Annotated in this window: 19 protein-coding genes and 2 pseudogenes; 14 read left to right on the top strand and 7 right to left on the bottom strand. The window is 55.0% G+C overall.

Annotation, left to right across the window (positions count from 1 at the left end):
* Positions 1–131: 131 nt before the first annotated feature.
* Together ku (ATO67_RS19345) and ku (ATO67_RS19350) are read left to right on the top strand one after the other, a co-directional pair.
* Positions 132–1014: pseudogene (gene ku, locus ATO67_RS19345) on the top strand (non-homologous end joining protein Ku).
* A gap of 12 nt (positions 1015–1026) precedes the next feature.
* Positions 1027–1835 (top strand): annotated as a pseudogene (gene ku, locus ATO67_RS19350) (non-homologous end joining protein Ku).
* A gap of 6 nt (positions 1836–1841) precedes the next feature.
* On the opposite strand, the gene ligD reads toward ku (ATO67_RS19350), so the two are convergent.
* On the bottom strand, positions 1842–4514 hold the full coding sequence (gene ligD / locus ATO67_RS19355; RefSeq protein WP_067653004.1) for a DNA ligase D: 2673 nt from the start codon (positions 4512–4514) through the stop codon (positions 1842–1844).
* 225 nt (positions 4515–4739) lie between these two features.
* Here ligD and ATO67_RS19360 point away from each other — a divergent pair, with 225 nt between their 5' ends.
* From ATO67_RS19360 to ATO67_RS19380, 4 genes are all read left to right on the top strand, one after another.
* Positions 4740–6806 carry an ATP-dependent helicase gene (locus ATO67_RS19360; RefSeq protein ID WP_067653006.1) on the top strand — a complete coding sequence of 689 codons (2067 nt, stop codon included), beginning with the start codon at positions 4740–4742 and terminating at the stop codon, positions 6804–6806.
* Between the two features lie 957 nt (positions 6807–7763).
* Complete coding sequence (locus ATO67_RS23900; RefSeq protein ID WP_082760341.1) at positions 7764–8084, top strand: GCG_CRPN prefix-to-repeats domain-containing protein; 321 nt, start codon at positions 7764–7766, stop codon at positions 8082–8084.
* 747 nt (positions 8085–8831) lie between these two features.
* A complete protein-coding gene (locus ATO67_RS19375; protein ID WP_158667380.1) occupies positions 8832–9140 on the top strand; it encodes a hypothetical protein in 309 nt (102 codons plus the stop codon).
* Positions 9141–9256: 116 nt separating this feature from the next.
* A complete protein-coding gene (locus tag ATO67_RS19380; RefSeq protein ID WP_067653014.1) occupies positions 9257–9520 on the top strand; it encodes a hypothetical protein in 264 nt (87 codons plus the stop codon).
* Positions 9521–9738: 218 nt separating this feature from the next.
* Here ATO67_RS19380 and ATO67_RS19385 read toward each other — a convergent pair whose 3' ends face one another.
* Both ATO67_RS19385 and ATO67_RS19390 read right to left on the bottom strand, forming a co-directional pair.
* Complete coding sequence (locus tag ATO67_RS19385) at positions 9739–10866, bottom strand: helix-turn-helix transcriptional regulator (protein WP_158667381.1); 1128 nt, start codon at positions 10864–10866, stop codon at positions 9739–9741.
* Between the two features lie 367 nt (positions 10867–11233).
* On the bottom strand, positions 11234–11566 hold the full coding sequence (locus ATO67_RS19390) for a hypothetical protein (RefSeq protein WP_067653018.1): 333 nt from the start codon (positions 11564–11566) through the stop codon (positions 11234–11236).
* A gap of 834 nt (positions 11567–12400) precedes the next feature.
* Between ATO67_RS19390 and ATO67_RS19395 the strand changes: the two genes are divergently transcribed.
* The 8 genes from ATO67_RS19395 to ATO67_RS19430 all read left to right on the top strand — a co-directional run bounded on the left by ATO67_RS19395 (position 12401) and on the right by ATO67_RS19430 (position 19843).
* Positions 12401–12688 carry a DUF2218 domain-containing protein gene (locus tag ATO67_RS19395; RefSeq protein WP_067653135.1) on the top strand — a complete coding sequence of 96 codons (288 nt, stop codon included), beginning with the start codon at positions 12401–12403 and terminating at the stop codon, positions 12686–12688.
* Between the two features lie 58 nt (positions 12689–12746).
* Entirely contained in the window at positions 12747–14996 is a 2250-nt protein-coding gene (locus ATO67_RS19400; protein ID WP_106404991.1) for a TonB-dependent receptor, read from the top strand.
* Positions 14997–15069: 73 nt separating this feature from the next.
* Positions 15070–15969, top strand: coding sequence for a siderophore ABC transporter substrate-binding protein (locus tag ATO67_RS19405; RefSeq protein ID WP_067653023.1), 900 nt, complete (start codon positions 15070–15072; stop codon positions 15967–15969).
* A 20-nt stretch (positions 15970–15989) separates the two neighbouring features.
* Positions 15990–16916 carry an ABC transporter permease gene (locus ATO67_RS19410; protein ID WP_245304033.1) on the top strand — a complete coding sequence of 309 codons (927 nt, stop codon included), beginning with the start codon at positions 15990–15992 and terminating at the stop codon, positions 16914–16916.
* Positions 16909–17850 (top strand): iron chelate uptake ABC transporter family permease subunit, encoded by a 942-nt coding sequence (locus ATO67_RS19415; protein WP_067653027.1) that lies wholly within the window; start codon positions 16909–16911, stop codon positions 17848–17850. Before ATO67_RS19410 ends, ATO67_RS19415 begins: the two co-directional genes overlap by 8 nt.
* On the top strand, positions 17847–18605 hold the full coding sequence (locus tag ATO67_RS19420; protein ID WP_067653029.1) for an iron ABC transporter ATP-binding protein: 759 nt from the start codon (positions 17847–17849) through the stop codon (positions 18603–18605). Before ATO67_RS19415 ends, ATO67_RS19420 begins: the two co-directional genes overlap by 4 nt.
* Positions 18606–18736: 131 nt before the next feature.
* On the top strand, positions 18737–19225 hold the full coding sequence (locus ATO67_RS19425) for a peptidase associated/transthyretin-like domain-containing protein (protein WP_067653031.1): 489 nt from the start codon (positions 18737–18739) through the stop codon (positions 19223–19225).
* Positions 19226–19240: 15 nt separating this feature from the next.
* Positions 19241–19843, top strand: a complete 603-nt coding sequence (locus tag ATO67_RS19430; protein ID WP_342585729.1) for a ferric reductase-like transmembrane domain-containing protein — start codon at positions 19241–19243, stop codon at positions 19841–19843.
* Positions 19844–20054: 211 nt separating this feature from the next.
* On the opposite strand, the gene ATO67_RS19435 is transcribed toward ATO67_RS19430, so the two are convergent.
* The 4 genes from ATO67_RS19435 to ATO67_RS19450 are packed head-to-tail and all read right to left on the bottom strand — an operon-like array spanning position 20055 to position 24489.
* A complete protein-coding gene (locus tag ATO67_RS19435; RefSeq protein ID WP_067653035.1) occupies positions 20055–21134 on the bottom strand; it encodes an ABC transporter ATP-binding protein in 1080 nt (359 codons plus the stop codon).
* Positions 21135–21157: 23 nt separating this feature from the next.
* Positions 21158–22201: a carbohydrate ABC transporter permease gene (locus ATO67_RS19440; protein ID WP_067653037.1), complete on the bottom strand. Its 1044-nt coding sequence runs from the start codon at positions 22199–22201 to the stop codon at positions 21158–21160.
* The gene (locus ATO67_RS19445) at positions 22194–23162 is read right to left on the bottom strand and encodes a carbohydrate ABC transporter permease (RefSeq protein WP_067653039.1); all 969 of its coding nucleotides are present in this window, start codon (positions 23160–23162) and stop codon (positions 22194–22196) included. The genes ATO67_RS19440 and ATO67_RS19445 overlap by 8 nt, the downstream gene beginning before the upstream one ends.
* Before the next feature lie 58 nt (positions 23163–23220).
* Complete coding sequence (locus ATO67_RS19450) at positions 23221–24489, bottom strand: ABC transporter substrate-binding protein (RefSeq protein ID WP_067653041.1); 1269 nt, start codon at positions 24487–24489, stop codon at positions 23221–23223.
* Positions 24490–24507: the final 18 nt, after the last annotated feature.

Here is a 24507-nt window from a genome sequence, read left to right on the forward strand (position 1 = left end):
GATCTAAGACAGACTCGCAAAACGGGAGGCCAAATGCGCCTAAGTCATTGAAAAACGATTCGTTTTAGCGAGGAACGGTTCGCTCGCTGATTCGGTTGAATCGCGTTGGTTGTGTTAGGAGTGCGCGTATCATGAGTTCCCCGAGGGCAAACTGGAAAGGCTTCATCAAGTTCGGCGACGTGTCCTGCGCGGTGGCGCTTTATACCGCAGCGTCAGCATCGGAACGTATCGCTTTCAACACGCTCAACAGAGCGACCGGAAATCGAGTCAAACGCGAGTTCATTGATGGCGAAACCGGAGACCCCGTCGAACGGGAAGACCAAGTCAGAGGATATGAGACCGAGAACGGACAATACATCGTTCTTGAACCGGAGGAAGTCGCAGCCGCCGTCCCCGATAGCGACAAGACGCTAACGATCGAATCCTTCGTTCCCTGTTCTGACATCGACACCGTGTATTTCGACAAGCCCTATTATCTGACGCCAGACAAGATGGGTACGGAAGCCTATGTTCTGCTTCGCGACGGCATGAAGGAGGCCAAGGTTGCGGCTATCGCACGGACCGTGCTGTTCCGCCGCCTCCGCACCGTCCTCATCCGCCCACATGGCAAGGGCCTCATCGCTTCCACTCTCAACTTCGATTACGAGGTTCGCTCGTCGCAGGAAGCCTTCGAGGATCAGCCGGATGTCAAAAGCGATCCCGAATTGCTCGAGATCGCCGAACTGATCATCGCAAAAAAGAAAGGGCAGCTTCGATGATCGGTATGAGGAGGCTGTAGTAGAACTCGTCAAGGCCAAGATTGAGGGGCGGTCGCTTCCAAAGAAGAAAGCTGCACCGGCCGCCAAGGCCGTCGATCTGTTGCAGGCCCTGCGTCAGAGCGCGGGCCTCAACACCAAGAAAACCAAGTCAAAACGGACCGCTGCCAACGCCAACGCTGGCGAAGAAACTGCAAAACCCAAAAAGGCAGCGACCAAAGCAAAGGCGACGGCCGCACCAACCCGTCGCGCTGGTTAAGAGGAGATCATCATGGCTGTCCGCCCATATTGGAAGGGTTACCTGAAGCTCTCCCTCGTCAACTGCGCCGTTCAGATGATGCCCGCGACGTCGGAAAGCGAGAAGGTGCGGTTTCACACGCTCAACCGCGCCACCAACAATCGCGTTGTCAGTCACTATGTGGATTCCGTAACAGGCAAGGACGTGAAGGAAGAGAACGAGGTCAAGGGTTACGAACGTGATGAAAACGACTACGTCATCCTTGAAGACGAAGAGCTCGAAAATGTTGCACTCGATAGCACCCGGACGATTGATATTTCGACGTTCACGAAACGAGACACCATCGAATGGATATGGCTCGATACACCATACTATTTGTCTCCGAATGAAAAAGTCGCGCAGGAGGCCTTCTCCGTGATCCGTGACGCTATGGCGTCGCAGGACATGGTCGGAATTGCGAGGCTGGTGATTTCGCGCCGGGAACGCGCCGTCATGCTGGAGCCGCGCGGCAAAGGAATTGTCTTGTGGACGCTGCGGTATGGGGACGAAGTCAGGGACGAAGACAGCTATTTCGATGGTATCGCCGATGAAGAGCCCGACGCCGACATGATGCCACTTATCCAAAAGTTCATCAAAAAGCAGACGAAGCCATGGGACGCGAAGATGGTCGTGGATCCTGTGCAGGACCGTCTGCTCGACATCATCAAGGCAAAAAGAAACAGCAGAAAAAGCCGACCCGAGGCACGACGAAAGCGCCTGCTTCCCCTCCCAAGCCAAGCAACGTCATCAACATCATGGACGCGCTCAAGAAATCGGTCGCCGCAGAAACACGTGCAAAATAAGGCCCGTCAGGCAGACACCTTCCGGGCTTTGCTCAGCCGCTTTATGGCCTGATCCAGCGACTTGTGGCCCTCACTGTAATCCTGCCAGGCCGTGCTCTGCTTCAAAAGACCCGGCACGGTCCTAACCGTGAAGCGCGTTGGATCGAGGTTAGCCTTGACCTGCGTCCAGGTTAAAGGCATCGACACCGTAGCACCCGGACGTGCTCTTGGAGACAACGGAGCGACAGCCGTCGCCATTCGGTCGTTGCGCAGGTAATCGAGGAATATTCGCCCTTCCCGCTGATTCTTCGCCATTTTGATCAAGTAGAGGTCAGGATTATCCCGCGCCATATCCTGACAGACGTCATGCGCAAACCCCTTCGCTTCGTCCCAGCTCAGCTTCTTCCCCTTGGGCGCGGCGAGCGGCGTTACGACATGCAAACCCTTGCCGCCTGTCGTCTTGCAGAAACTGACAAGGCCCAGTTCTTCCAGCCGGTCGCGGATCTCACGGGCAGCGTCGACAACTGCCGAAAACTCAACATCCGGGCCGGGATCAAGGTCAAAAACGAGTCGACCCGGCACTTCCGGCTGATCCGGTTCGCAGTTCCATGGATGAAGTTCAATTCCGCCGATCTGGGCAATGGCGGCAAGTCCTTCAACGCGATCGATCTGCAGATAGGGCTTCTTGTCACCAAAGACCGTCACGAGTTCCAGAAGGTTCGACGTTCCAGGCATGGCGTGGCGCTGGAAGAACTGTTCGCCACCAATGCCATCAGGGCAACGAAGGATCGAGCATGGCCGACCTTTGATATGATCGATCATCCACGCTCCGACAGCCTCGTGGTACCGGGCGAGGTCAACCTTGGTAACAGGCTTTTTATCAACCGCGTCTGGCCAGAGCGCCTTGTCGGGGCTTGAAATCATAACACCCATGACCTCTTCCTTTGCGCCTCTGCGGGAACGCTCGGGTGGTGGCTTGTCGGTCTCGGGATCAGGGACATCCACATCCGATGGCGTTGCGGGCTCTTCTGCTTCCACCTCCGCAGCAGGCTTGTCTTCCCGCAGCCCCTTGAACGCACCCTGTCGAACCTGACCGTCCGCGGTCCATCCGGCGAATTCGATCTCGGCAACGAGCTCGGGCTTGAGCCAGACGATATCGTCTGACGTCTTCGGTGCCCCTATTCCTGTGAAAGGAGATTTGGCCGTTTCCATCGCTTGAAGCTGCGGCAAAAGTTGTTGGACCGTCTTCGCGCTATACCCTGTACCGACACGCCCGACATAGACGAAGTGCTTGCCGCTGAAGACACCAACCAGCAGCGAACGAAATTTTCCATTGGTCTTAGCATAGGCACCGATGACCACTTCATGACCAGCGCGACATTTGGATTTCGCCCATGTCTTCGTCCGGCCGGACACGTAAGGAGCATCTGCCTCCTTGGACACGATACCTTCGAGCGATAGACGGCATGCTGACTTCAGCACGGCGTCGCCGCCCGTCTCGAAGTGTTCGACAAACCTCAGGCGTGCGTCCTCGCCCGTATCGGACATCAGTGTTTCCAAACGGGATTTGCGCTCCGTCAGGGGAAGCTCTCTCAAATCTTCATCACCGGCAAACAGCAGATCGAACGCGAAATAGACAAGATCGTCGGTCGTCCCCTCAGAAAGCGCGGCCTGCAACGCAGCGAAATCAGGTGCACCTCGTTCGTCAAGGGCACATATCTCACCATCAATGATGCAGTCAGGAAGCGCCGACGCCGCCTCCGCGATCGCAGGCCATTTGGAGGTCCAATCCAGACCTTTGCGGGTCTTCAGCGTCACCTCACCGCCTGTGACACGCATCTGCACCCGGTAGCCGTCGAATTTGATCTCGTGGATCCAGCCTTTGCCCACCGGTGGACGTGTTAGGCTCTCGCAGAGCTGCGGGGCGATAAAGTTCGGCATCGCCGTTTCAGCGTTTGTTGACTTGGCTGCCTTTGGTCGAGCCGCCTTCTTCTTCGGCGACGTCTTCGTGCCAGCCTTGCGCTCCTCGGCGGCAAGACCCTCATTGCTGTCCCACACCGCGTCTGCCTTAACCGTATCGCCTTGCGTCATAAATGGCTTGGGCTTTTTCCCTTTGCCAGCGGCGATTGCCTCCATGGTTCTACCGGAAGCGACGGACGTCAGATTGTCATCCAGTACCGCTGCTCCGTTCTCGTTGACCGCATAATCGTCGCGGTGTTTGATTAGCAGCCAGTTGGTGCGCTTGCCCCCGTCGCGGTCGTTGCGCATCCTCACTAAAACAAAGCTTCCATTCAGTCGTCCACCTTCCAAAGTGAACTTGAAATCACCCCTCGCCAGTGCCTCCTCGGGGGTCTTTTTACCCTCCGGCTCCCAATAGCCGCGATCCCACAGCATAACCGTACCGCCACCATACTGACCCTTCGGTATCGTGCCCTCAAAGTCACCGTAGTCCAGTGGATGGTCTTCGACCTCGACGGCAAGCCGCTTGTCATCAGGATTAAGAGAAGGACCTCTGGTCACAGCCCAGGATTTGAAGACGCCATCGAGCTCAATACGAAGATCGTAATGCAGTCGCGTCGCATCATGCTTCTGAATAACAAAGCGGCGACGGTTGGATGCCTTGACGTCGACCTCTCCGCTCGGCTCTCCCGTCTGCTTGAAATCACGCTTGGATCGGTACTTGCTAAGATTGTCGGCCATGACATCCACCCCTACTCACCAACGCGGGACCGCTTGAGGCAGCGCCCATTGCTCATTCTCATAGACCTCAACGCCTTGGCTCATGGTAAGTTCGAACCAACGGCTCTCAGGGTGAATGATTGTTTAGAGATATGAAAAATGACCTTCCAAATTATCCAGCGACAATATATGTTCCGCATTTGTTCATAACGCTTCCCTTCCACTTTCTGCATCAAGCGAGCTCTTATGGCAGTTGCCTACCTCGAAAAACTGAACGAGCAGCAGCGCAAAGCCGTCGAGCATGGCGTTGGGTTGACTGAGGGCAGCGCGGCCGGGCCGCTGTTGATCATTGCAGGTGCAGGCTCCGGTAAGACCAACACTCTGGCACACCGCGTGGCACATCTCATCGTGAATGGTGCGGATCCGCGCCGTATTCTCCTGATGACCTTTTCGCGTAGAGCCGCCTCGGAAATGGCCCGACGCGTCGAGCGCATCTGCCGGAACGTCCTGGGTGCAAATGCCGGCGTCCTGACGGACGCGTTAGCATGGTCCGGCACGTTCCACGGGATCGGTGCGAGACTGTTGCGGATGTATGCCGAGCAGATCGGTCTCAACCTCGACTTCACCATTCATGACCGTGAGGATAGCGCCGACCTGATCAACCTCGTGCGGCACGAGCTCGGATTTTCCAAGACGGAAAGCCGCTTCCCGACCAAGGGCACCTGTCTCGCGATCTATTCACGCGCAGTCAACTCGCAGACGCCGCTGAACGAGATTCTGAGACAGCACTATCCATGGGTCGCCACTTGGGAAGAACAGTTGAAGGAATTGTTTGGAGCCTATGTCGAGGCCAAGCAAGCACAGAACGTTCTCGATTACGATGACCTTCTGCTCTACTGGGCGCAGATGGTCAGCGATCCCGATCTCGCTGACGATATCGGCAATCGCTTCGATCATGTCATGGTCGACGAATATCAGGATACCAACAAACTCCAGTCGTCTGTTTTGATGGCGCTCAAACCCGGCGGGCGAGGCCTGACCGTCGTTGGCGACGATGCCCAGTCAATCTATTCGTTCCGGGCAGCGACCGTTCGCAACATTCTGGACTTCCCCACATCCTTCAGCCCTGCCGCTGATGTCATCACCCTCGATCGCAACTATCGTTCGACCCAGCCCATTCTGGCGGCAGCCAACGGTGTCATCGAACTGGCGCGCGAGCGTTTCACCAAGAACCTATGGACCGAACGGGAGTCGCTCGAGCGACCCAAACTCGTTACCGTCAAGGACGAAACCGAACAGGCGAACTACATTGTCGAGCAGGTGCTGGCCAATCGCGAAACCGGAATGACGCTCAAGCAGCAGGCTGTTTTGTTTCGCACCTCCAGTCACAGCGGAACGCTCGAAATCGAACTCACCCGTCGAAACATTCCCTTTGTGAAATTCGGTGGCCTGAAGTTTCTCGACAGCGCCCATGTTAAAGACATGCTGGCGGTGTTGCGTTTCGCTCAGAACCCACGCGACCGGGTTGCGGGTTTTCGCCTTTTGCAAATGCTGCCTGGCATTGGACCCAAGAAAGCCGGCACCATTCTCGACACGATCGCGTCCGATCCCGAACCGCTCTTGGCACTTGCTGAAATCCCACCACCACCGAAGACTGGTGAGGACTGGACGTCGTTCGTTCAATTGCTGAGAGGGCTTCGCAAAACGCAGGAAGGCTGGCCGTCGGATATCGCGCAGGCCCGTCTCTGGTACGAACCCAATCTCGACCGCATCCACGAAGATGCCGATACTCGCAAGGCCGACCTCCTGCAACTCGAGCGAATTGCCAGCGGCTATCCTTCGCGCGAACGTTTCCTGACCGAACTGACGCTAGACCCGCCGGATGCCACGAGTGATCAGGCGGGAGTACCGCTACTCGATGAAGACTATCTCATCCTGTCGACCATTCACTCGGCCAAGGGGCAGGAATGGCGCTCGGTCTTCATCCTGAACGTTGTCGATGGCTGCATACCGTCAGACCTCGGGACAGGGACGACGCAGGAGCTTGAAGAAGAGCGACGCCTGCTCTATGTCGGCATGACACGAGCCAAAGACAGTCTGGCGCTGATTACGCCGCTACGGTTTTACACGCACGGACAGAGCTTGCAGGGCGATCGGCATGTTTATGCGTCGCGTTCTCGGTTCATCCCAGCGACGCTGCTGCAATATTTTGAAACGATGGCTTGGCCGAAGGTTTCTGCCGCAGTATCTGAACGCAGCGCCCAGCAAATCCGGATTGATGTTGGCGCACGCATGCGCGCGATGTGGAAATAGGGGTGACCGATGTGTTGCTGCGGACGGATTTGACATGGACCAGTTCGCAAAAATCATCCGCGCGGATATTTTTATGGCCTCTACATCTCGTGGAAAATCGTGACAACTTGGAGCGTAGTCGCAAGCATTTCGCGGTTGGAGAATCTGCTGCCGGCCGCGGCGTGGCGACCGACAGTTCCGAACAGGGACTTCGGCGAATATTTGGCCACACCCCTCCTCACTCAACATCCATGACGGCGACAGGCTCCACAGCATGAGTTTGGATCATAGTCGCCTCCAACCGCAAGTCTGGCTGCATTGCTCTTCAACGGGAACCAAAAGCTGCGAATTGGATTTTCTATGTCACACCGCAGGAGGCTGGATATGGACAACGGCACGAGAGCTCAACAAGAGATCGAAGAAACTGACAAAGAGCGAGTCGATGGCCGAGACAACCCTCCCGCCGGACCTCATGCCAAGAGACATTTGACTGACGAAAGCAAGACTCCGGGCACTGGCGCACTTCCCGACCGGAATGATGAAAGCGTTTCTCCAGGCGGTGGTTGAACTTCTATGGGGCGGACACGCCGTTTGGACGTTTAAGCCTTCCGATGTCGTCCCTTCTCCTATGGAGCTGCCTAGCATCCATGTGACATAACAGGCGTATTAGCATCCAGCTCGTGGAGTGTCCGCCGTGCAATGTAGTTACATGGCATTTTGAAAGCGGCAACCCGACATCGGGGCAATTCAAAATTAAGGACGGAACCCAAGGTAGAGCTTGGCAAATCCGACCGGTGGGTGGGACAATGGCACGCCGCAGTCGGACCGATCTGTGGCCGGGAATATTCCATACCGGACAGGATTTGCACAGTCCGAGTTCCTCTTATCCTCCAATGCCACGAAAACGTCAACATTCATTCAGGCATGGTTCACGAGCTGAACTGCTAAATCACGTCATCGCCAACGGAGTGATGTGAGATGCGCAAGATAGTTATGGGCGCGGGAATAATTCTAAGCAGTGTGTTTGCAAACGTGGCCAACGCAATGCCGTCAGTTCAACCATCTGTCCCGTCGGTATCAGTCGTGCAAAAGGTAGACTACGCTTGTGGACGCGGATTCCACCTTTCCCCTCGTGGCTATTGCCGGCCAAATCGACCGCCGCCTGAATATCGAGATCGGTGGGAAGCCAGAAGAGAATGGCGTGATAGACGCGATCGTCGCGAATGGAGAGAACGCCGCGACTTTTATGACCGACGCGAATGGCGTAGGCGAGATGAATATCGTGACTATCGATGGTAATCGTTGAATTTTCTTGTGACTGAAAGGGACATGTTACTACAAATACATCCCCAGCAGTTGCATTATAGAAAATTACTAGCATTAAGGTTGCATTGTTAATTTCAAATGAGCGCGTCGTGTGCCAGCTTGATGCGCTCATATCCAACACGCCCATGCGATGATGTAGGCGCGCTTTATACGCCTCTGGGGAAGCTTATTAGCAATGCGTCGGACCCCTTGGATGGAACAGCGGATCAGATCTTGATGGACGGCATCCTCGGTCTTTTTTGGGGTGCCGCATTATTGGCGCGATATCGGATCACAGCCATCATTGCGGAGGTGCGTTTCGGCGGGGCCGGTAACCCCACGATAGGGGTGGAACGTTGACCCCATCCGATTTGCATAAAAGTGAAATCGCACAGCATGTCAATCTGCACCGACCGGGGTCATTCTTCCGCGCCCAAAGGGCTCAGAGTTCCGCGCATAATCACACATAGCTGGTCGTAATGAGAAATCCGCCTGTGGACTTCCCCTGCCGAGCGCTATGTGGACGTCATGAGCGGGCCTCCTCAATCAGGATTGGGCGTATGCGAGACAGAGTTCTTGTGTGCACTGGCGGTTTCAGGTCTCCGCGCCAAGGCGTTAGCATCCCTGCCTCACCCTCCAATTGGGGGATGCGGCTATAGTTGTTTCTTGCTCTTTTGTGTTCGTCGCCATCATCGGCATCGTTCAAAACAGTGACGACCGAACAATCAGAGGATGCACAACGTGGAATTCCGTATCTTTTTTCGAACCAGTATTATTGCACTGCTCGTCTCGACAGTCGGCGGACATACTGCATGGAGCAAAGATATTTGCTCGGATGCTTACATGACCCAAAAAATCCAGCCCTTCGCCACGCGAGCCCAGAATGCGGTCGGTATCTGCGGCACAGCAAAGGCTGGTATTACGCTGTATAACGAGAGCATTAAGCTTGTAAATCAATGCCTGAGCGATCCGGGTCTGCGCGCATACAAACAGGAACTCGAAAAGCAATTGCGTGATGCGAAAAGCCAGGCAGCGGGATCATGTGGCTGACCGTCTAATCCAAGTACCACATCACCTGACAATACAATCCTACCTCACCAGACAACAGACGTATGTGATGGTTTGACACGCCTTGAGCTTAAGGCATTCACCTACAGGAGAACGAATTGAAGAAACTTCTCATCATTACTTTAGCTGCTGTTTCAATCGGGGCACCAGCCTTTGCGGGAAATTGCGGTTCCCAGACAAACCGCCTGTTCCAGATCAAGAACCAGTTGGATTCGACCCCACGGAACAACCGCGCTGCGTACAGCCAACTCCTCAACGCTTTCAACCAGCAAAAGCAAATCGTTCTGGATTGTAACAGAAACGATGCGAGAAATGCGCGGCAGGATCCATTCTGGTACCGATATCAAAATAGCGGGCGCTGAAACATAACGACATGAAGAGATTTGTGTCGAATTTGGCTCATACGATCGCTTGTTGCACAACCACTGTGTTGAGCGCCGCTAGTTAGAAAGTCTCTCAACGCGTCAATAGCTCGAAAAACTCAGCCCTTCGCTATGCGAGCCTTAGGACGCAACCGTCAGCCGCCGCGCAGCGAAGGTATACTTCGCACCACCAGCCAACGCTGCGTGGCTCAGTCGCCTTAACAGCAGGCGACACGATTGAACAATGTCATCAGCTCCCCCTGACTATGCATATCCGTTTTCTGAAAGATTGTACGCAGCCGGGAGCGGGCAGTTTCAAATGTCACCCCTGTCGCCATCGCAATATCCCTAACGGATGCCCCCGTCATGAGGTGGCGGCAAAACACTTCCTCCGCTGGCGTCAGCCTGAACATTCTCGCGGCTTCGTCAAGTCGTCTCGGTTGCGCAGGGACGGAGAGGTTTCGTGCCTGTATTAGTACCAGAGGTGTAAGCGAAACGAACGCGTTGGATCGCGATCCGGCAACAATCGAGAAATGGACAACCCAACTGCCAGTTTCCGTTGCCGCGACGACGGACGATACGCCCGATGACGCAGAAGCCGCGATATTTGCCACGGCGGCAGGAACTGTCTTCGCAAGCGCTGACTCGCAGAAGGAAAGCCTCCCCTGCCGTTCCGCGATAACGGCTCTTTTGTCCAACGCTAACGCTGCCGCCCCGTTAACGTCGCGTATGCTCATCCGAGCGTCGACAACGATAGCAATGTCGTCGCCCCTGTTTGCCAATGCAGCGCGCGCTATCTGACGGTCAGTCTCCTGCTGAAGGTGGCTGACGCCATTGGCGGTTCGCTTGAGTACACCCTTCAAACGGGACATCACCCATTCTGCGGGCCCATCATATTTTTGCGCGTAGACCGAGGAATAATGGAGCGGAATGCGTAGCGTACTGCATGGGTCAATATCGAGTGACATGCCAGTCGACGCATCGAAATCAGGAACCCGGCGTACGAAGTCGTTATAAAACTCTGTATTTTCGATCTGCTTCACCGGGAAATCGCGCTCGGAAACCGCGCAAGCGCCGTCAGGCAGAACTGACCACACCTTCATCCACGGATTGCAGAACGCGAAATACTGAGCATAAGCCTCTAAGTGATGTGCTTCAATATTCACGGCATCACAGTGTCGCAACTGGCGTTGAACCTGATCTTCACCCAGCACCACGCACGACGAGCCCGGGAACGCCTCCGTCAAGCGCAAAGCGACATTTGACCAGGACGAGCGACCAAACGCAGTTGCTTCAATTTCTTCGGCAACCGTATCTACGATTTTGCGGGTCTTGATTTCGTCCATGGCAAACGTCTGCCTCGATATATTAATCATCAGTTGCTGACGATTTTTAGGCTGAAATAATCAACAGTCACGTGCCAGAACGCCATAATCTTCAACGCTGCCAGATAGGGCGAGTTGTCGCTTGCTCAAGGCAATTGCTCTCGCGTGTTAAACACAAAGAAACAGCCGGCTCTAATCCTGCAGATTTCGCCGCACGCTTGCCGCGTAAAACGCCGATATCAGTGCCAGCCGGACTGGTATCGGCATTATCGTAAAAAGCGTTTAGACCCAATATGAGGTAAACAGGCCAGCGAGAGAGGCTATGACAGCGTCTCCCGCAACCTCACAAAACCCCGCCTAGCTAATATCGTTGCCTATATTCATCCAATCAGAAATTGATCTCAAGCCCATCTTCGCAGAAATCAAACTTGGCAGGTTCAGACTCACTGCCGTCTGCGTAGGCAGCCTTAACCCACTGAGTGCAGCTTTCGCTGTTTGTACTCTGGTCCCATTCCAAGTTAGCAGTCTTACCGGGATTGATACCGCGGCCGATGTCAAAGTAGCCCCATTCCTTTTTATTCTCCGAAACCAAAACCTTGGTGATTGCCGATCCGGTTGTATTGGTTGCTGTGAACGAATAATCATCCGCCTTTGCGGACGTGATCATCCCAGCAGTACTGAAGGCGACCGCTAAAAAATATAGACCTACATTGAAATTCATTTTGTGATCCTAATCGAGTTGAGCTGCGTAACCATCTCCCATTACTTAAAACGAAAGTCCAACAAATTCGCGTTATATGCTCTCGAAGTAATCTATATTTCAGTGTGGAAAGTGCTTTGTTAAAAACGTCATCAATTCGCGACCGGAAATTGTTCGTTAGTATAGCTATACCGGACGGTAATACCATCAAACCATTACCAACGACCTGAGATAACATCGCCCTAGAATTCGGACAATAACTCGATCGCAAATTAGGGTCAGGACCCAATAACCTGCTTTCCAAAACGGTACCAAAGGTGATTGATTGTCTCTGTTTTAGAGGCGGATATAGTGACTTCGTTTGGTGTTCGGATGCGCAAGGGATCGGATCGCGCCGCGTCTGCGGGGAATAGCGCGTTGATGACCATCGTGTGCTGAGCGGCATTGTTCATGCCCTGCGATCTGATGGCTGTTGGTCCGACTGCGCGCCGGTGTCTACGGACCGAAGAAGAGGCTCTACAATCGGTTCGTCCGATGGTCAGAGCGCGGCATATGGGAACGTATCTTCAGTGCACTTGCCGGGTCCAAAGAAGCACCCGTTCAACCGTTTATCGACAGCTCCTGTATCAAACTGCAACCCGTTATCCTTGGCCTGGGTCGGATGTAATATTTCAATCGGGATTATAAATACACCTATAAGTTTTATTCATTGCAGACGTATTTATTTTGCCAGAATATTCCACTTTCAGTATTCATTTAGACTTGACTATTTTAATCATCTTTGAGATTGCGGATAGGCGTCTGTGGTTGATCTTACGTCAAGATAGCTGGGCGCTGTTAAGGGGGAATGGATCCGTGTCTAGCAGTAGAGCTGTCATTTTGACGCATCATGCAAGTCGATATCTGCAGCAACTATCAAAGCATTGGGCGCACAAATTTGAGACCGAGTTCACGCCTTTCTCATCAAAAATCGCTCTGCCTCTTGGTGAAACGCGTCTAAGTGCAAATGACAAATCCCTCACCATAGAGATCACAGCGCTCAAGAGCGAGGATCTTACAGTTCTAAGGAATGTTGTTCAGAGGCACATCGAGCGCTTCGCCTTTAAGGAAACGCTCGAATTCGATTGGCAACCGCTGAGCTAACTGTGCCAGCGCGGGAACTCGGACATCAATAGAACTTACAGAAACGGGGATGGGATACATGTCAGCGGGGACATTTCGCTTCAGCTTGAACAGCTACATTTGCGCATTGCTTGGAAGCGCGTCGATAATCGCACTACTGCCAGCTTCGGTGCAGGGTCAAGAAGTAAAACGTGAACAGCGAAGATCGACTACGCCGACGGTCTTGGAGACCATTGTTGTCCAGGGGTCGCAGGCCACCGGCACTGTTGGTCAGCCTTCGGCTCCTTTTAGCGGTGGCCAAATATCCACCGAAGCTCGACTCGGAGCCTTAGGCAATCGGCCTATTAAGGACACACCTTTCAGCGTTACGACTTACACCGCGAAACTGATACGCGACCAGCAGGCGCGAACTGTGGCGGACATAACGTTGAATGACCCATCTGTTCGCGCGGACGCGCCAGCCAATAGCGAACGCGATTCCTTTTTCATCCGCGGCTTCTCTGTCGTCAACCTTGATATTCTCTACGATGGACTTCCCTACATCGCCAACCCGCGCCGACATTTTTTGGAGGGTATCGAGCAGGTTCAGGTTCTGAAGGGTCCAAGCAATTTTGTGAACGGCGGCATTGGGCGCGTCGGCGGAACGATCAATCTAGTTCCCAAGCGCGCGGCCGATGAGCCTATGACCCGCCTGACGACAGGATACCGTAGCGATTCACAGCTGTGGACCCATGCTGATGTCAGTCGCCGTTTCGGTGATGGCGGTGAGTGGGGCATTCGAGCCAACGGCTCCTTCACCGGTGGTGAGACAACATTGGATCACAATGACACCAAAATAGGTGTCGCGTCACTGGGGATAGATTATCGTGGCGAAGACTTCCGCGCTTCGCTTGATCTCAATCACTCGACGCAGAATCTGGATTCCCCGACTTCGCTGTTCAATGGAGCGAACGCGTCGCTGGGATCAATCCCTCGCGCGCCGAGCGGAAAGATTAATACAGGCAATCCTTTCGAATATCTCGATAGTTCTTACAACATGGCGGCGGGTAGGATCGAGTACGATGTATTTGAAAATACGACAATCTACGCAGCGGCGGGCGCCAGCCGTTACCGCGAAGACTTTTTGACTTCGTCCTATACAATCTTGAACTCGAACGGCGATGCCGCTGTTTCCTTTGGTTACAACCCTCAAGAAATAATAAGTTATACGGGCGAGACGGGTATTCGATCAAAGTTCGAGACAGGTGAGATCGGTCACTCTCTCAGTATTTCTGCTCAAACCTCATATACCGAGAATAATCGCGCCCATTTGGATCCGCGTCCTGCGTTCCTGGGTTTCCCAACAAATATCACCACGAACATTTACAACCCCGTTTATATTCCCAGTAACTTGGTCAGTACAGTCGGCCTCCCGCGGTCCGGGGATGCGCAAAGGTTTTCGGAGTTAACTTCGACAAGCCTTTCTGTATCTGACACCCTGTCTTTCTTTGATGAGAAAGTTGAAATCACCTTAGGTGGACGCTACCAAAATATGCGCCAGCAAGGCTTCAACCAGCGTCCTGGCAATCCTGCTGCACCTCTTGGAGCGCGAAATTATTTCTACGAAGAGTCCCGCTTCAGCCCCGCCGCCGCCGCCAACATCAAGGTCAATGACAATCTCTCAGTTTACGCGAACTACGTCGAAGCCTTGACAGAAGGCGCAGTCGCGCCCGCGGCGGCAACCGTAAACGCCGGTCAAATATTTCCGCCTATCGTAAACAGGCAGAAAGAGATCGGGTTGAAATACGACACTGGCTCAGCGATGCTAACAGCCGCTTTGTTCGAGATTAGGCAAGCAAGCGGCTTCACAACTGCTGGAGTCTTCGGTGTCAACGGCCTTCAGATCAATCGCGGCCTCGAATTGGCAGCTTATGGCGAACCCGTAGATGGTTTACGCCTGCTAGGCGGCGTCACATTTATGGATGCGGAACTCGCAAAGACCAGCGGTGGAACCTTTGATGGCAACACTGCACCAGGCGTTCCAAAGACTTCGATCAGCCTCTACGGTGAATATGACTTGCCTTGGATCCAGGATTTAACTCTTACCGGACGTTTCATTTATAGTGGAAGCACATATTACGATCAGCGAAACACCCAAAAGGTCGACGGCTGGACAAGGGTTGACCTTGGAACGCGGTACAAGTTCGAGCGTGACAATGGCAAAGCGGTTGAAATCCGGGCGAACGTAGAGAACGTCTTCGACGAGAACTACTGGTCTTCGTCTGCGCGCGGATGGCTTGCAGCAGGTTCGGCACGGACGTTCATGCTTTCTGCATCGTTCGACTTCTAGTCGCTCCGTTTTTGCTCAGAATGAGCAGCACGGCCGCATCCTCCAGATGCGGCCCTTATTCCGAGGTACACTTATGAAAACACTTAGGCTCGCGGCGGTCATCGCCTTTACATCGTTCGCCGCCTTTGCTCAGGCAACAGAGGTACAAACAGCAAGGGGCACGGTATCTATTGGTGAAACTCCTCAGAGAGTAGCCGTCTTCGACATGGCCGCCCTCGACACGCTGGCAAGCATCGGCGTTAAGCCTGCAGGCGTGCCGGAAAAGCTTTATCTGGATGAACTTGAACCCTTGAAACAAGGCGCTGAGATCGTCGGAAATATCTTCGAGCCTGATCTGGAGGCGTTGAGCTCTCTTAGCCCAGACTTGATCATTCTCGGAGGAAGATCATCCACAAAAGTCGATCAGACGGCAGCTGTTGCGACGACGATTGATATGACCATGCTGGGGGACGATCTTCTCGCTCAGGCAAAGGAGCGCTTGGCGACCTATGGTGCGTTGTTCGAGAAGCAAGCCGAGGCACGTGAGGTCGCAGCAAACCTGGACGAGCATGTCCGTGCGGCGCAGGAAGCGGTCAAAGGAAAGGGCAAAGGGCTCATCATTATGACCAACGGTCCCAAGGTTACCGCATACGGTCCAGGATCGCGGTTTGGTTGGGTGCACGCGACGCTCAATCTAGAGTCCGCCGTCCCGGACATAAAGTCGGCGAATCATGGCGAAGCAGTCTCGTTTGAGTTCATTAGCAAAGCAAACCCGGATTGGCTTTTGGTCCTCGACCGCGCCTCAGCGATTGGCTCGGGTGAACAAGGAGCGAAGGCGACCCTCGACAATGAACTTGTGGCTCAGACAACGGCTTGGAAAAAAGGACAAGTTGTCTATTTACCTGCAGCCGAGTTCTACATCGCCGCAGGAGGCGTGCAATCGACGGTTAAGGTCCTCAAGACAATCACCGACGCATTTAACGCTGCCAAATGATCAATGCTGAACGTTGGGCTATGTGGCAGACGACCTCGGTATGCAGCGTCGTCCTTATTGCGCTATCAGTTGCCAGCACTCTCATCGGCGTTTCTGATAGCGGAACCATCGAACTCTTTATGGTCAGCAGGCTTCCGAGAACCTTGGCGGCCATTCTTGTAGGTGCGGGACTGGCTCTGGCCGGTCTCGTCATGCAAACGCTTGCCCGCAATAGCTATGTTGAACCTTCTACGACAGGAACGTCACAGAGCGCTGAACTCGGGGTGCTCTTAGTGACGCTGCTGTGGCCTTCGGCAAGCCTCCTGCTAAAGAGTGTCGTTGCGACTGCGACGGCTCTTGCCGGTACCGCATTGTTTCTCCTGACAGCCCATCGCCTGCCCCCCACCCAACCGTTTCTGGTGCCATTGTTCGGCATCGTCTATGGCGGCGTCATTGGCGCGGCCGTGACCTTCGTCGCCTGGCAGGCAGATCTTCTCCAGTATCTTGCGATCTGGACGAACGGCGAGTTCTCAGGTGTTTTGCGCGGTCGCTATGAATTGCTGTGGATCAGTGGGGCGATGCTGGTCGTCGCCTGGCTCGTGGCGGATCGGCTTACGATCATGGCGCTTGGTCGTGACACAAGCGTTGGGCTGGGAATAAATCATGCCCGAATGCTGCAGCTAGGGCTTGTCATCGTTGCCGTGATTTCTGCGCTCTGTACAGTCATTGTCGGCGGGATTCCATTCGTCGGTCTTGTCGTCCCGAACATCGTCTCGCGGTTGGCAGGCGATAATCTCCGTGGCACCATGCCAATCGTCGCCATGCTGGGTTCAATCCTGGTGTTAGGATGCGACATTCTCGGTCGAACAATAAATTTCCCATATGAGGTCCCGGTAGGAACCGTACTTGGGTGTATCGGCGCCCTGATCTTTTTGTTTCTTCTTTTGTATCGGCCGAAACATGGCTGAGCGGAAACTGCTATTTCTAGGTTTGTTAGCCGTGATCGCGATGATTGTCTATCTCACGATCGGCCTGCGAGGAAACTTCGCTTTTGTCATGAGCCTGCGGGCCACCAAGCTGGTTGCCCTTGTCGAAGTGAGCATTGCGATCGCCGTGTCTACTGTGATTTTCCAGACAGTCACCAACAACCGGATTTTGACCCCGTCCATTATGGGGCTCGATGCACTTTACTTGTTTGGTCAGATGCTACTCATTTTCCTTTTCGGTGGACTTGGATATGCATCGATATCCCCTCACATCAAGTTTGGTGGGGAAGTCGTCCTACTGATGTTGTCAGCCAGTGCGATCCTGCTGCCAATGCTTTTGCGAAGGATCGACATGAGTTTGATGCTGCTTGCTGGGGTCGTTATTGGAATCCTGTTTCGAAGCCTGCAGTCGCTGCTTGCGCGACTAATTGACCCAAATGAATTCGCGATCGCGCAGGGTGCAAGCTTTGCGAATTTCAACGGCATACGCACAGATCTTCTGGCCATTATGACAATTTTGACCATGGCCGGTCTCGTAATTGCCTGGCGATCGCGACACGTGCTCGACATCGTCGCACTGGGACCTGACAGCGCCACCGGCCTCGGAATTTCGTGGGCAAGAACAACCGCATCGCTATTGCTCCTTGTGGTCACGCTTGTTGCGATATCCACGGCTCTGGTTGGTCCGGTCGCGTTTTTCGGCTTGCTTGTGGTTGCCGTTGCAGAGCGCTTCGTCAATACCAGGCGGCACGCCGTTTTGTTGCCGGCCGCCTCACTTATGGCCATCGTCGTTCTCGTAGGAGGACAAACCGTTTTACAACACGGCTTGGGTAACAGTTCGACGTTGGGAGTGGTGATCGACTTTGTTGGAGGTATCGTGTTTCTTTTGCTTCTGATTGCTGGAAGTCGCAAATGATCCATATTGAAAACGTGTCGTTAAGTCATTCGGGAACGGTCATTCTCAAGAATGTTTCGCTGGAAATTCCAAAACACGGGGTGACCGCGCTGATCGGTCCGAATGGAGCTGGTAAATCAACGCTTCTATCGCTTATCTCGCGCCTGCAGTCCCTTCAGTCGGGATCGATCACCATCGACGGTCATCCAATAGGTAATACCAGCAACCACGAGCTGGCAAAAATGATCGCGATCTTGCGGCAAGATTCAGTGGTGACAAGCCGATTACGGGTAAGGGAACTCGTGAGCTTTGGGCGTTTCCCGCATAGCCGCGGTCGCCTAACAGCGAGAGATCGCGATATTGTCGATCAATCAATGAAGCGGTTCGCTCTAGACGATCTTGCCAACCGCTTCATCGACACGCTTTCGGGCGGTCAGAAGCAGAGGGCGCTGGTGGCGATGACATTTGCTCAGGAAACTGACTACATCCTTCTCGATGAGCCACTCAACAATCTCGATATGTACTTTGCTCGAGAACTGATGCTCCACCTGCGCGCGCTGGCGGACGAAGAAAGCAAAACTATTGTCATCGTTCTGCATGACATCAACCAGGCAGCAGCGCACGCCGACAGGATTATTGCGATGAAGGGCGGCGAAGCTGTCGCGGACGGCACACCAAAAGCAATTCTGAACCCAACTACTCTTCGTAACATTTATGGCTTTGACATGCGCGTCGAGGAAATAAATGGAGATCTTGTTGTTTTGCATTACAAATAATGGTCGCAAACTTGCTGCGGCTGCCCTTCATCACGAAACCGTGCCGGGTTGTGTTCGCCGTCGCGATTGGTCACTGGCCGAAAAGGTTGTAAGTGTCGACATAGTTCACCACCGAATTCGGGGAGATCAGCATGTCTGACATAGATTTTGATCGCCGAGCATTGCTTGCTGCTGGCGGCGCCTTTGCGTTGGCCGGGTTCACTGGCCTCGCGATGCCTGCCCGCGCGGCAGGTCTCTCCGCGACACCGTCGATGCGCGGGGGCGCCAACAACTATATGCCTGGCGCGAAGATCGTCGAGCGTATCGGCGGCGGTGGCTTCTGGATGTCGGGCACAGTGCGCCGCGCCGGAGACGGCGCCCCGCTATCGGGCCAGCGGATCCAGATCTGGGCCCATACGACCGAAGGCAGCGAACGCGACTTGCGCAGCCATGGCGCTACGCTAACTGACGCCAATGGCGCGTTTCGGCTGGAAATGCCGCAAATCGTGCCGGCACTCGGTCAAGCACATGCGCACCTCGCCTATGACAGCGGTGAATACGACACCGTGTTTCTCCGCCCCTTGCTGCCGACTCCAAAAGCAGCCATGCTCGAGGCGCATTTCATCCTGCAACCGGTCTGACCCGAACTGATGCGCATGGCCCGTGCACTGCTGATCTGGACAGGCTTCGTGCTTGCGCTCGTCTTGCCACTGATTTTTGCCGCGACGAGCGAATATCTCGCTTGGCGTGACCCGGTCTATATAGCGGCTGGCTTTGCGGGCGTCGTTGCTCTTACCCTCCTGCTGGCGCAACCCTTCCTTGCATGCGGCTGGCTGCCCGGAGTACATCTGCCGTTGAGCCGTCGTGTCCACCGCGCAGTGGGCGTTTTCCTGGTCGCGGCCGTTGTTGTTCACGTCGCTGGCCTGTGGATCACCAGTCCTCCAGACATAATCGACGCGCTACTGTTGCGCTCGCCGACACCGTTTTCTGTCTGGGGGGTCGTTGCCATGTGGGCCCTTTTTGCAGCCGCGCTCCTCTCTCTGATGCGGCGTCGTTTCTCACCGCGTTCCTGGCGCTTCAGTCACACGAGCATCGTCAGCATTGTCGTGCTTGGCAGCGCGGTCCACGCATTTTTGATCGAGGGCACGATGAACACGACGTCGAAGGCCGTGCTTTGCAGTCTCGCCATGATAGCAACCGTGGCCGCGGTAGCAAGCCCGTGGCTGCGTGCAAGAAGGCGCGTTCCAGGCAAGGAATGACCTTCTGGAGCTGATGCGAGTGACAGGCATTCAGTTCCGACCAGGACTGAGAATAGCGACGACATCGCTTCCCGCCAAAATCATAGTCCGAATAGCCCGGCTGCGTCTTACGCGAGAGTTGGCCGAAACTGCGCAGATAGCCGGGCGAAACGGTGTTTTTTGTCGGTTTTGTCAGTGGTCCTGCTTTTTGGGGGCGTGAGGCGACGGAGACTTAGTCCTGCTTCAGCGTCAGCCCACTTGTTGTATCGAAGAGGTGGATGTGTTGCAGCGGCACCGACATACGGATGACTTCGCCGGCAGAGGTCGCGGTCTGCCCCGAAAGATGCAGTGTCACATGGTTGCCGTCACCAAGGCTTCCGTAGAGATAGGATTCCCCGCCAAGTTGTTCTGCTGTGCGCACGGACATGGTCAATGCGCCGTCTGGCGTGGGTTGCACATGGTTGGGGCGGATGCCGAGCGTGACCTGCTGACCGGGCGCGTATGAAAAACCGCTCTGCGGCAGCGGGATCAATTCGCCGGTCGCGATCTTAAGGGACGGCTGACCGTCCGCTACGACTTCGCCGGCAAAGAAGTTCATCTTCGGAGACCCAATGAAGCCTGCCACGAAGAGATTTGCCGGGCCATTATAAAGATCGAGCGGAACGCCGAATTGCTCGAGCTTGCCCGCACGCAGCACGGCGATCTTGTCGGCCATGGTCATCGCTTCGACCTGATCGTGGGTCACGTAGATCATGGTGTTGCCGAGGCGGCGATGCAGACTGGAAATTTCACCGCGCATATCCACGCGCAGTTCCGCATCGAGGTTCGACAGCGGCTCGTCAAACAGGAAGACCCGTGGTTCGCGCACCACGGCGCGTCCGATCGCCACCCGCTGACGCTGGCCGCCCGACAGATCCTTCGGCCGCCTTTCGAGCAGTTGGTCTATCTGCAGCATCTTGGCGACCTGTGAAACCTTTTCGACGATGTCTTTTTTAGGCGTTCCGATGTTTTCGAGGCCGAAAGAGAGATTTTCCCGAACCGTCATATGCGGATAAAGCGCATAGGACTGGAACACCATCGCAAGCCCGCGATCTGCCGCTGGAACCGCGTTTACCACGTCTCCGCCGATGACGATATCGCCACCAGTCAGTTCCTCAAGGCCGGAGATCATGCGCAACAGCGTCGATTTTCCGCAACCGGAAGGACCGACAAAAACGCAAAACTCACCGTGCTTGATATCGAGATCGATCCCCTTGATCACATCGAGAGCACCAAATGTCTTTTTGACCTGACGAAGCTCAATACTTGCCATTGTCCTATTCCCTCCCTTGAGGATTATTTACCGCCGGTCGATGCGATGCCGGTGGCGATGTATTTTTGCAGGAACATGAAGACCAGCGCGATGGGCAAAAGCGTCAGCACCGTCATGGCCAGTAGATTGCTCCATTCCGTCGTCATTTCTCCCTGGAAAGAATTGAGCGCCAGTTGCAGCGTGAAATTGTCGTTACGCGTCAGCACGATAAGTGGCCACAGGAAGTCATTCCAGCGCCACATCACGGCGAGAATGGCCAGCACCGCCAGTGCCGGCGCAGAAAGCGGCAGGATAATGCGCCAGTAGATTTTCCATTCGCTGGCCTTGTCCATGCGTGCGGCATCGAGGATTTCATCCGGAATGGTCAGCATGTACTGGCGCAGCAGGAATACCCCTGTCGGTGTGGCAGCGCCTGGAATGATGACACCCCACAGGCTGTTGATCATGCCGAGCTGGCTGGTGATGAGGAAAAGCGGAACGAGCACCACGGTCTGCGGTATCATCAACGTTCCAACGACGAGTGCCAGAACCACGCCTCTGCCCTTGAAACTGTATTTCGAAAGCGCGAAGGCCGCCATGGAGTTGACGATCAGCATGATGACGGTCGACGTCACGGTGATGAAGGTCGAGTTCCAGAAATATAGCGGAAAGTTGAAACGCTGGAAAAGCTCGGTGTAGTTCTCCGTCGCCAGTGCCACACTCTCGGCCGGACGCAGCTCATTGAACGGCATCTTCATGACTTCGCTTGGTTTTGCCGGGTCCACCACCTGGGCGACCAGCCCGATGCGCCTGATCATGCCGAGCTTGCGGCCTTCCTTGTCGATGAAGGCCGGCAATGGTGCGGCTTGCCCGTCAATGACCACCGTTTCCTGCGCGTAGGGAAGCAGGCGCGGTGGAAACCGCTGGAGATCGGCTTCCGTCTTGAAGGAAGAGAGAACGAGCCAGACCACGGGTCCGAACATCATCAGGACGGCAACACCGAGATAGGCGTAGGACAGCCAGTCGGTCCAGTGCAGTTTGCCGTTTCTGCCGCGTGTGCGGGTTAGAAATGCGCCAATCCTAGCCATCGACTTTGCTCCTGTTGGCCCGGAATTGCAGGGCGGTCAGCACCACGAGAACCACGGCAAGCAGCAGCGAAGCGGCCGCCGCCAGTCCGAAATTGCGCGGCGTTCCGGCAAAACCAGTCTGATAGATGAATTGAATGATGAAGGTCGTCGCGGAACCCGGACCGCCACCGGTGAATGCAAAGACCTCGTCGAAGGTCTGCACGCCCTTGATGAGCGACAGGACGAGAACCACGAGCATCGTCGGGGCGAGAAGCGGCATCGTGATCCGGCGGAAAATCCGCCACGGGCTTGCCCTGTCCAGTTGCGCCGCCTCATAGACATCGCGCGGAATGGCCTGAAGGCCGGCGAGAAGAATGAGCGTGTAAAAGCCCATATGCGCCCACACGGATAGGAATACCGACCATCCAAAGGCAAGATTGGCCTCCAGCAGCCAGTCCACCGAATCGAGGCCGAGTGAATCGAGCGCAGCATTCAGGACGCCGAAACGTTGTAGTATCCACTTCCATATCAACGCCACGACCACCGGTGAAAGCAGCACAGGAAAGAAGAAGACGGCGCGGAAGAAACCGCGCGCCCTGATGTCACGGTTGAGCACGACCGCCGTAATCAGCGAGAAGCCCACCATGAACCCGACCTGCAACACGACGAAGAAAATCGTATTCCAGACGGCGCGCCAGAAAAGATCGCGCTGACAGGAATTGGGATCGAAATAATTCTGGCAGGACAGAAGGACCGAGAAGTTTTCGCCGCCCACAGAGGGGCGTTCCGACAGCAGGATATGTTCGCTGCCGGTCACCGAATAAGCCATATTGAGGATAATCGGCAAGAAAGCGAAGACCGCAAACAACAGGAGATTGGGTGTCAGGAACACCCAGGCGATGCGCCGATGCCCGAGCATTTTCTGCAAGAGGGCGAAAGGCACTTCGATGATACCCATGATGGGCGCGAAAAGTCTGTACATTGATGGGTCCTCCTTCGATCCGGCGCAGCGCGGTAAGGCCGCGCCGGAAGGCGATGGATCACTTCGCCTGTTTCAACGCTTCCTCAAGATCGGTCTTCGCACGCGCCATGGCGTCGTCTACAGAGCTTTCGCCAACAATCGCCTGCGTGACGCGCTGGACTGAGATGTTGAACATCGCACGGTTGTTCTTGTAGCCCTGATAGGCGTAGGCGATCGGGCTGATACCCGGGACCTGATCCAGCCAGGCGTTCATGGCCTTCTGAGTCGCCGGTGTTGCGCCGGTGTAGTCGATAGGCTTTGCGCCGACAGCCTTGTGAGCCGGGACGTTGCGGGTACGGACGGTGAAGTCGAGGTAATTCTCGTCCTGCGCGAGGAAGTTCAGAATATCCGCGACGATCTTCGGGTTCTTGGTCTGTTTGAAGCCCACGATACCCGTTCCGCCCGGCATGCCTGTGCAAGCGGCTGGTCCGCATGGCTGCGACACGACTTCCCAGTCGAAAGCATCCCCGACCTGGCTGTCGAAGCGCGCTGTCTGCCAGCTGCCCGAATAATAATAGACGAGCTGACCGTTGATAAACTCCTGTGCCGCATCGCGGTACGTGTTGCCACCCTGCCCGGCCCAGACGTCACGCGCCATGGTGCCGTCCTTGTTCCAGTCGACGAATTTCTTCACGAAGGTCGTGAAGCCCTCATCGACGAGTATCGGCTTGCCGTCGGCATCGAAAAGTTTCGCGCCGTAGGAAATTGCTGGACCTGCGATACGGTGGCCGGAGCGATCGATCGCCATGGGATACGGTGAGCCGGTGGCCTTCGCCACTTCGTTTGCAACCTTGGCCCAGTCGTCAAGGGTCGCATCCTTGCCGGGAACGGCGACTTTCGCTTGATCGAACAGGGTACGGTTAATGAAGGCACCGGTGATGGTAAGCTGCGTCTGCATACCATAGATGCCCTTGTCGTCGGGGCCACTACGGTACCATTTCAGCACATCGCCGAAATTGTCTTGCCAGTATTTCGCATCCACATAGGGCGTCAGATCGAGATAATAGCGGTTGAGGCCACCAAGGTCGGTGACGGTTGCGAAATCCGGTCCGCTGCCGCCGGCCAGTTGCACCGGCAGGCCTTCGAGAAGCGCCTTGTAAGGTACCACATCCGTGACGATCTTGACGTCGGGATGCTGTTTTTCGTAACGCGACAGGATGTCCTTTAGAACTTCGCAGCCGTTGCCATCATAGGCGCAGGTGAAACGAACTTCCTGTGCTTGGGCAGCGGCGGCAAAAGATGCCGTCCCCAAGGCCAAAGCAAACGCCAGGCTGTATTTTCTGCTCATCTGGTTTCCTCCCTTTAG

This window comes from Agrobacterium bohemicum (assembly GCF_001562555.1).
Taxonomy (GTDB): domain Bacteria; phylum Pseudomonadota; class Alphaproteobacteria; order Rhizobiales; family Rhizobiaceae; genus Agrobacterium; species Agrobacterium bohemicum.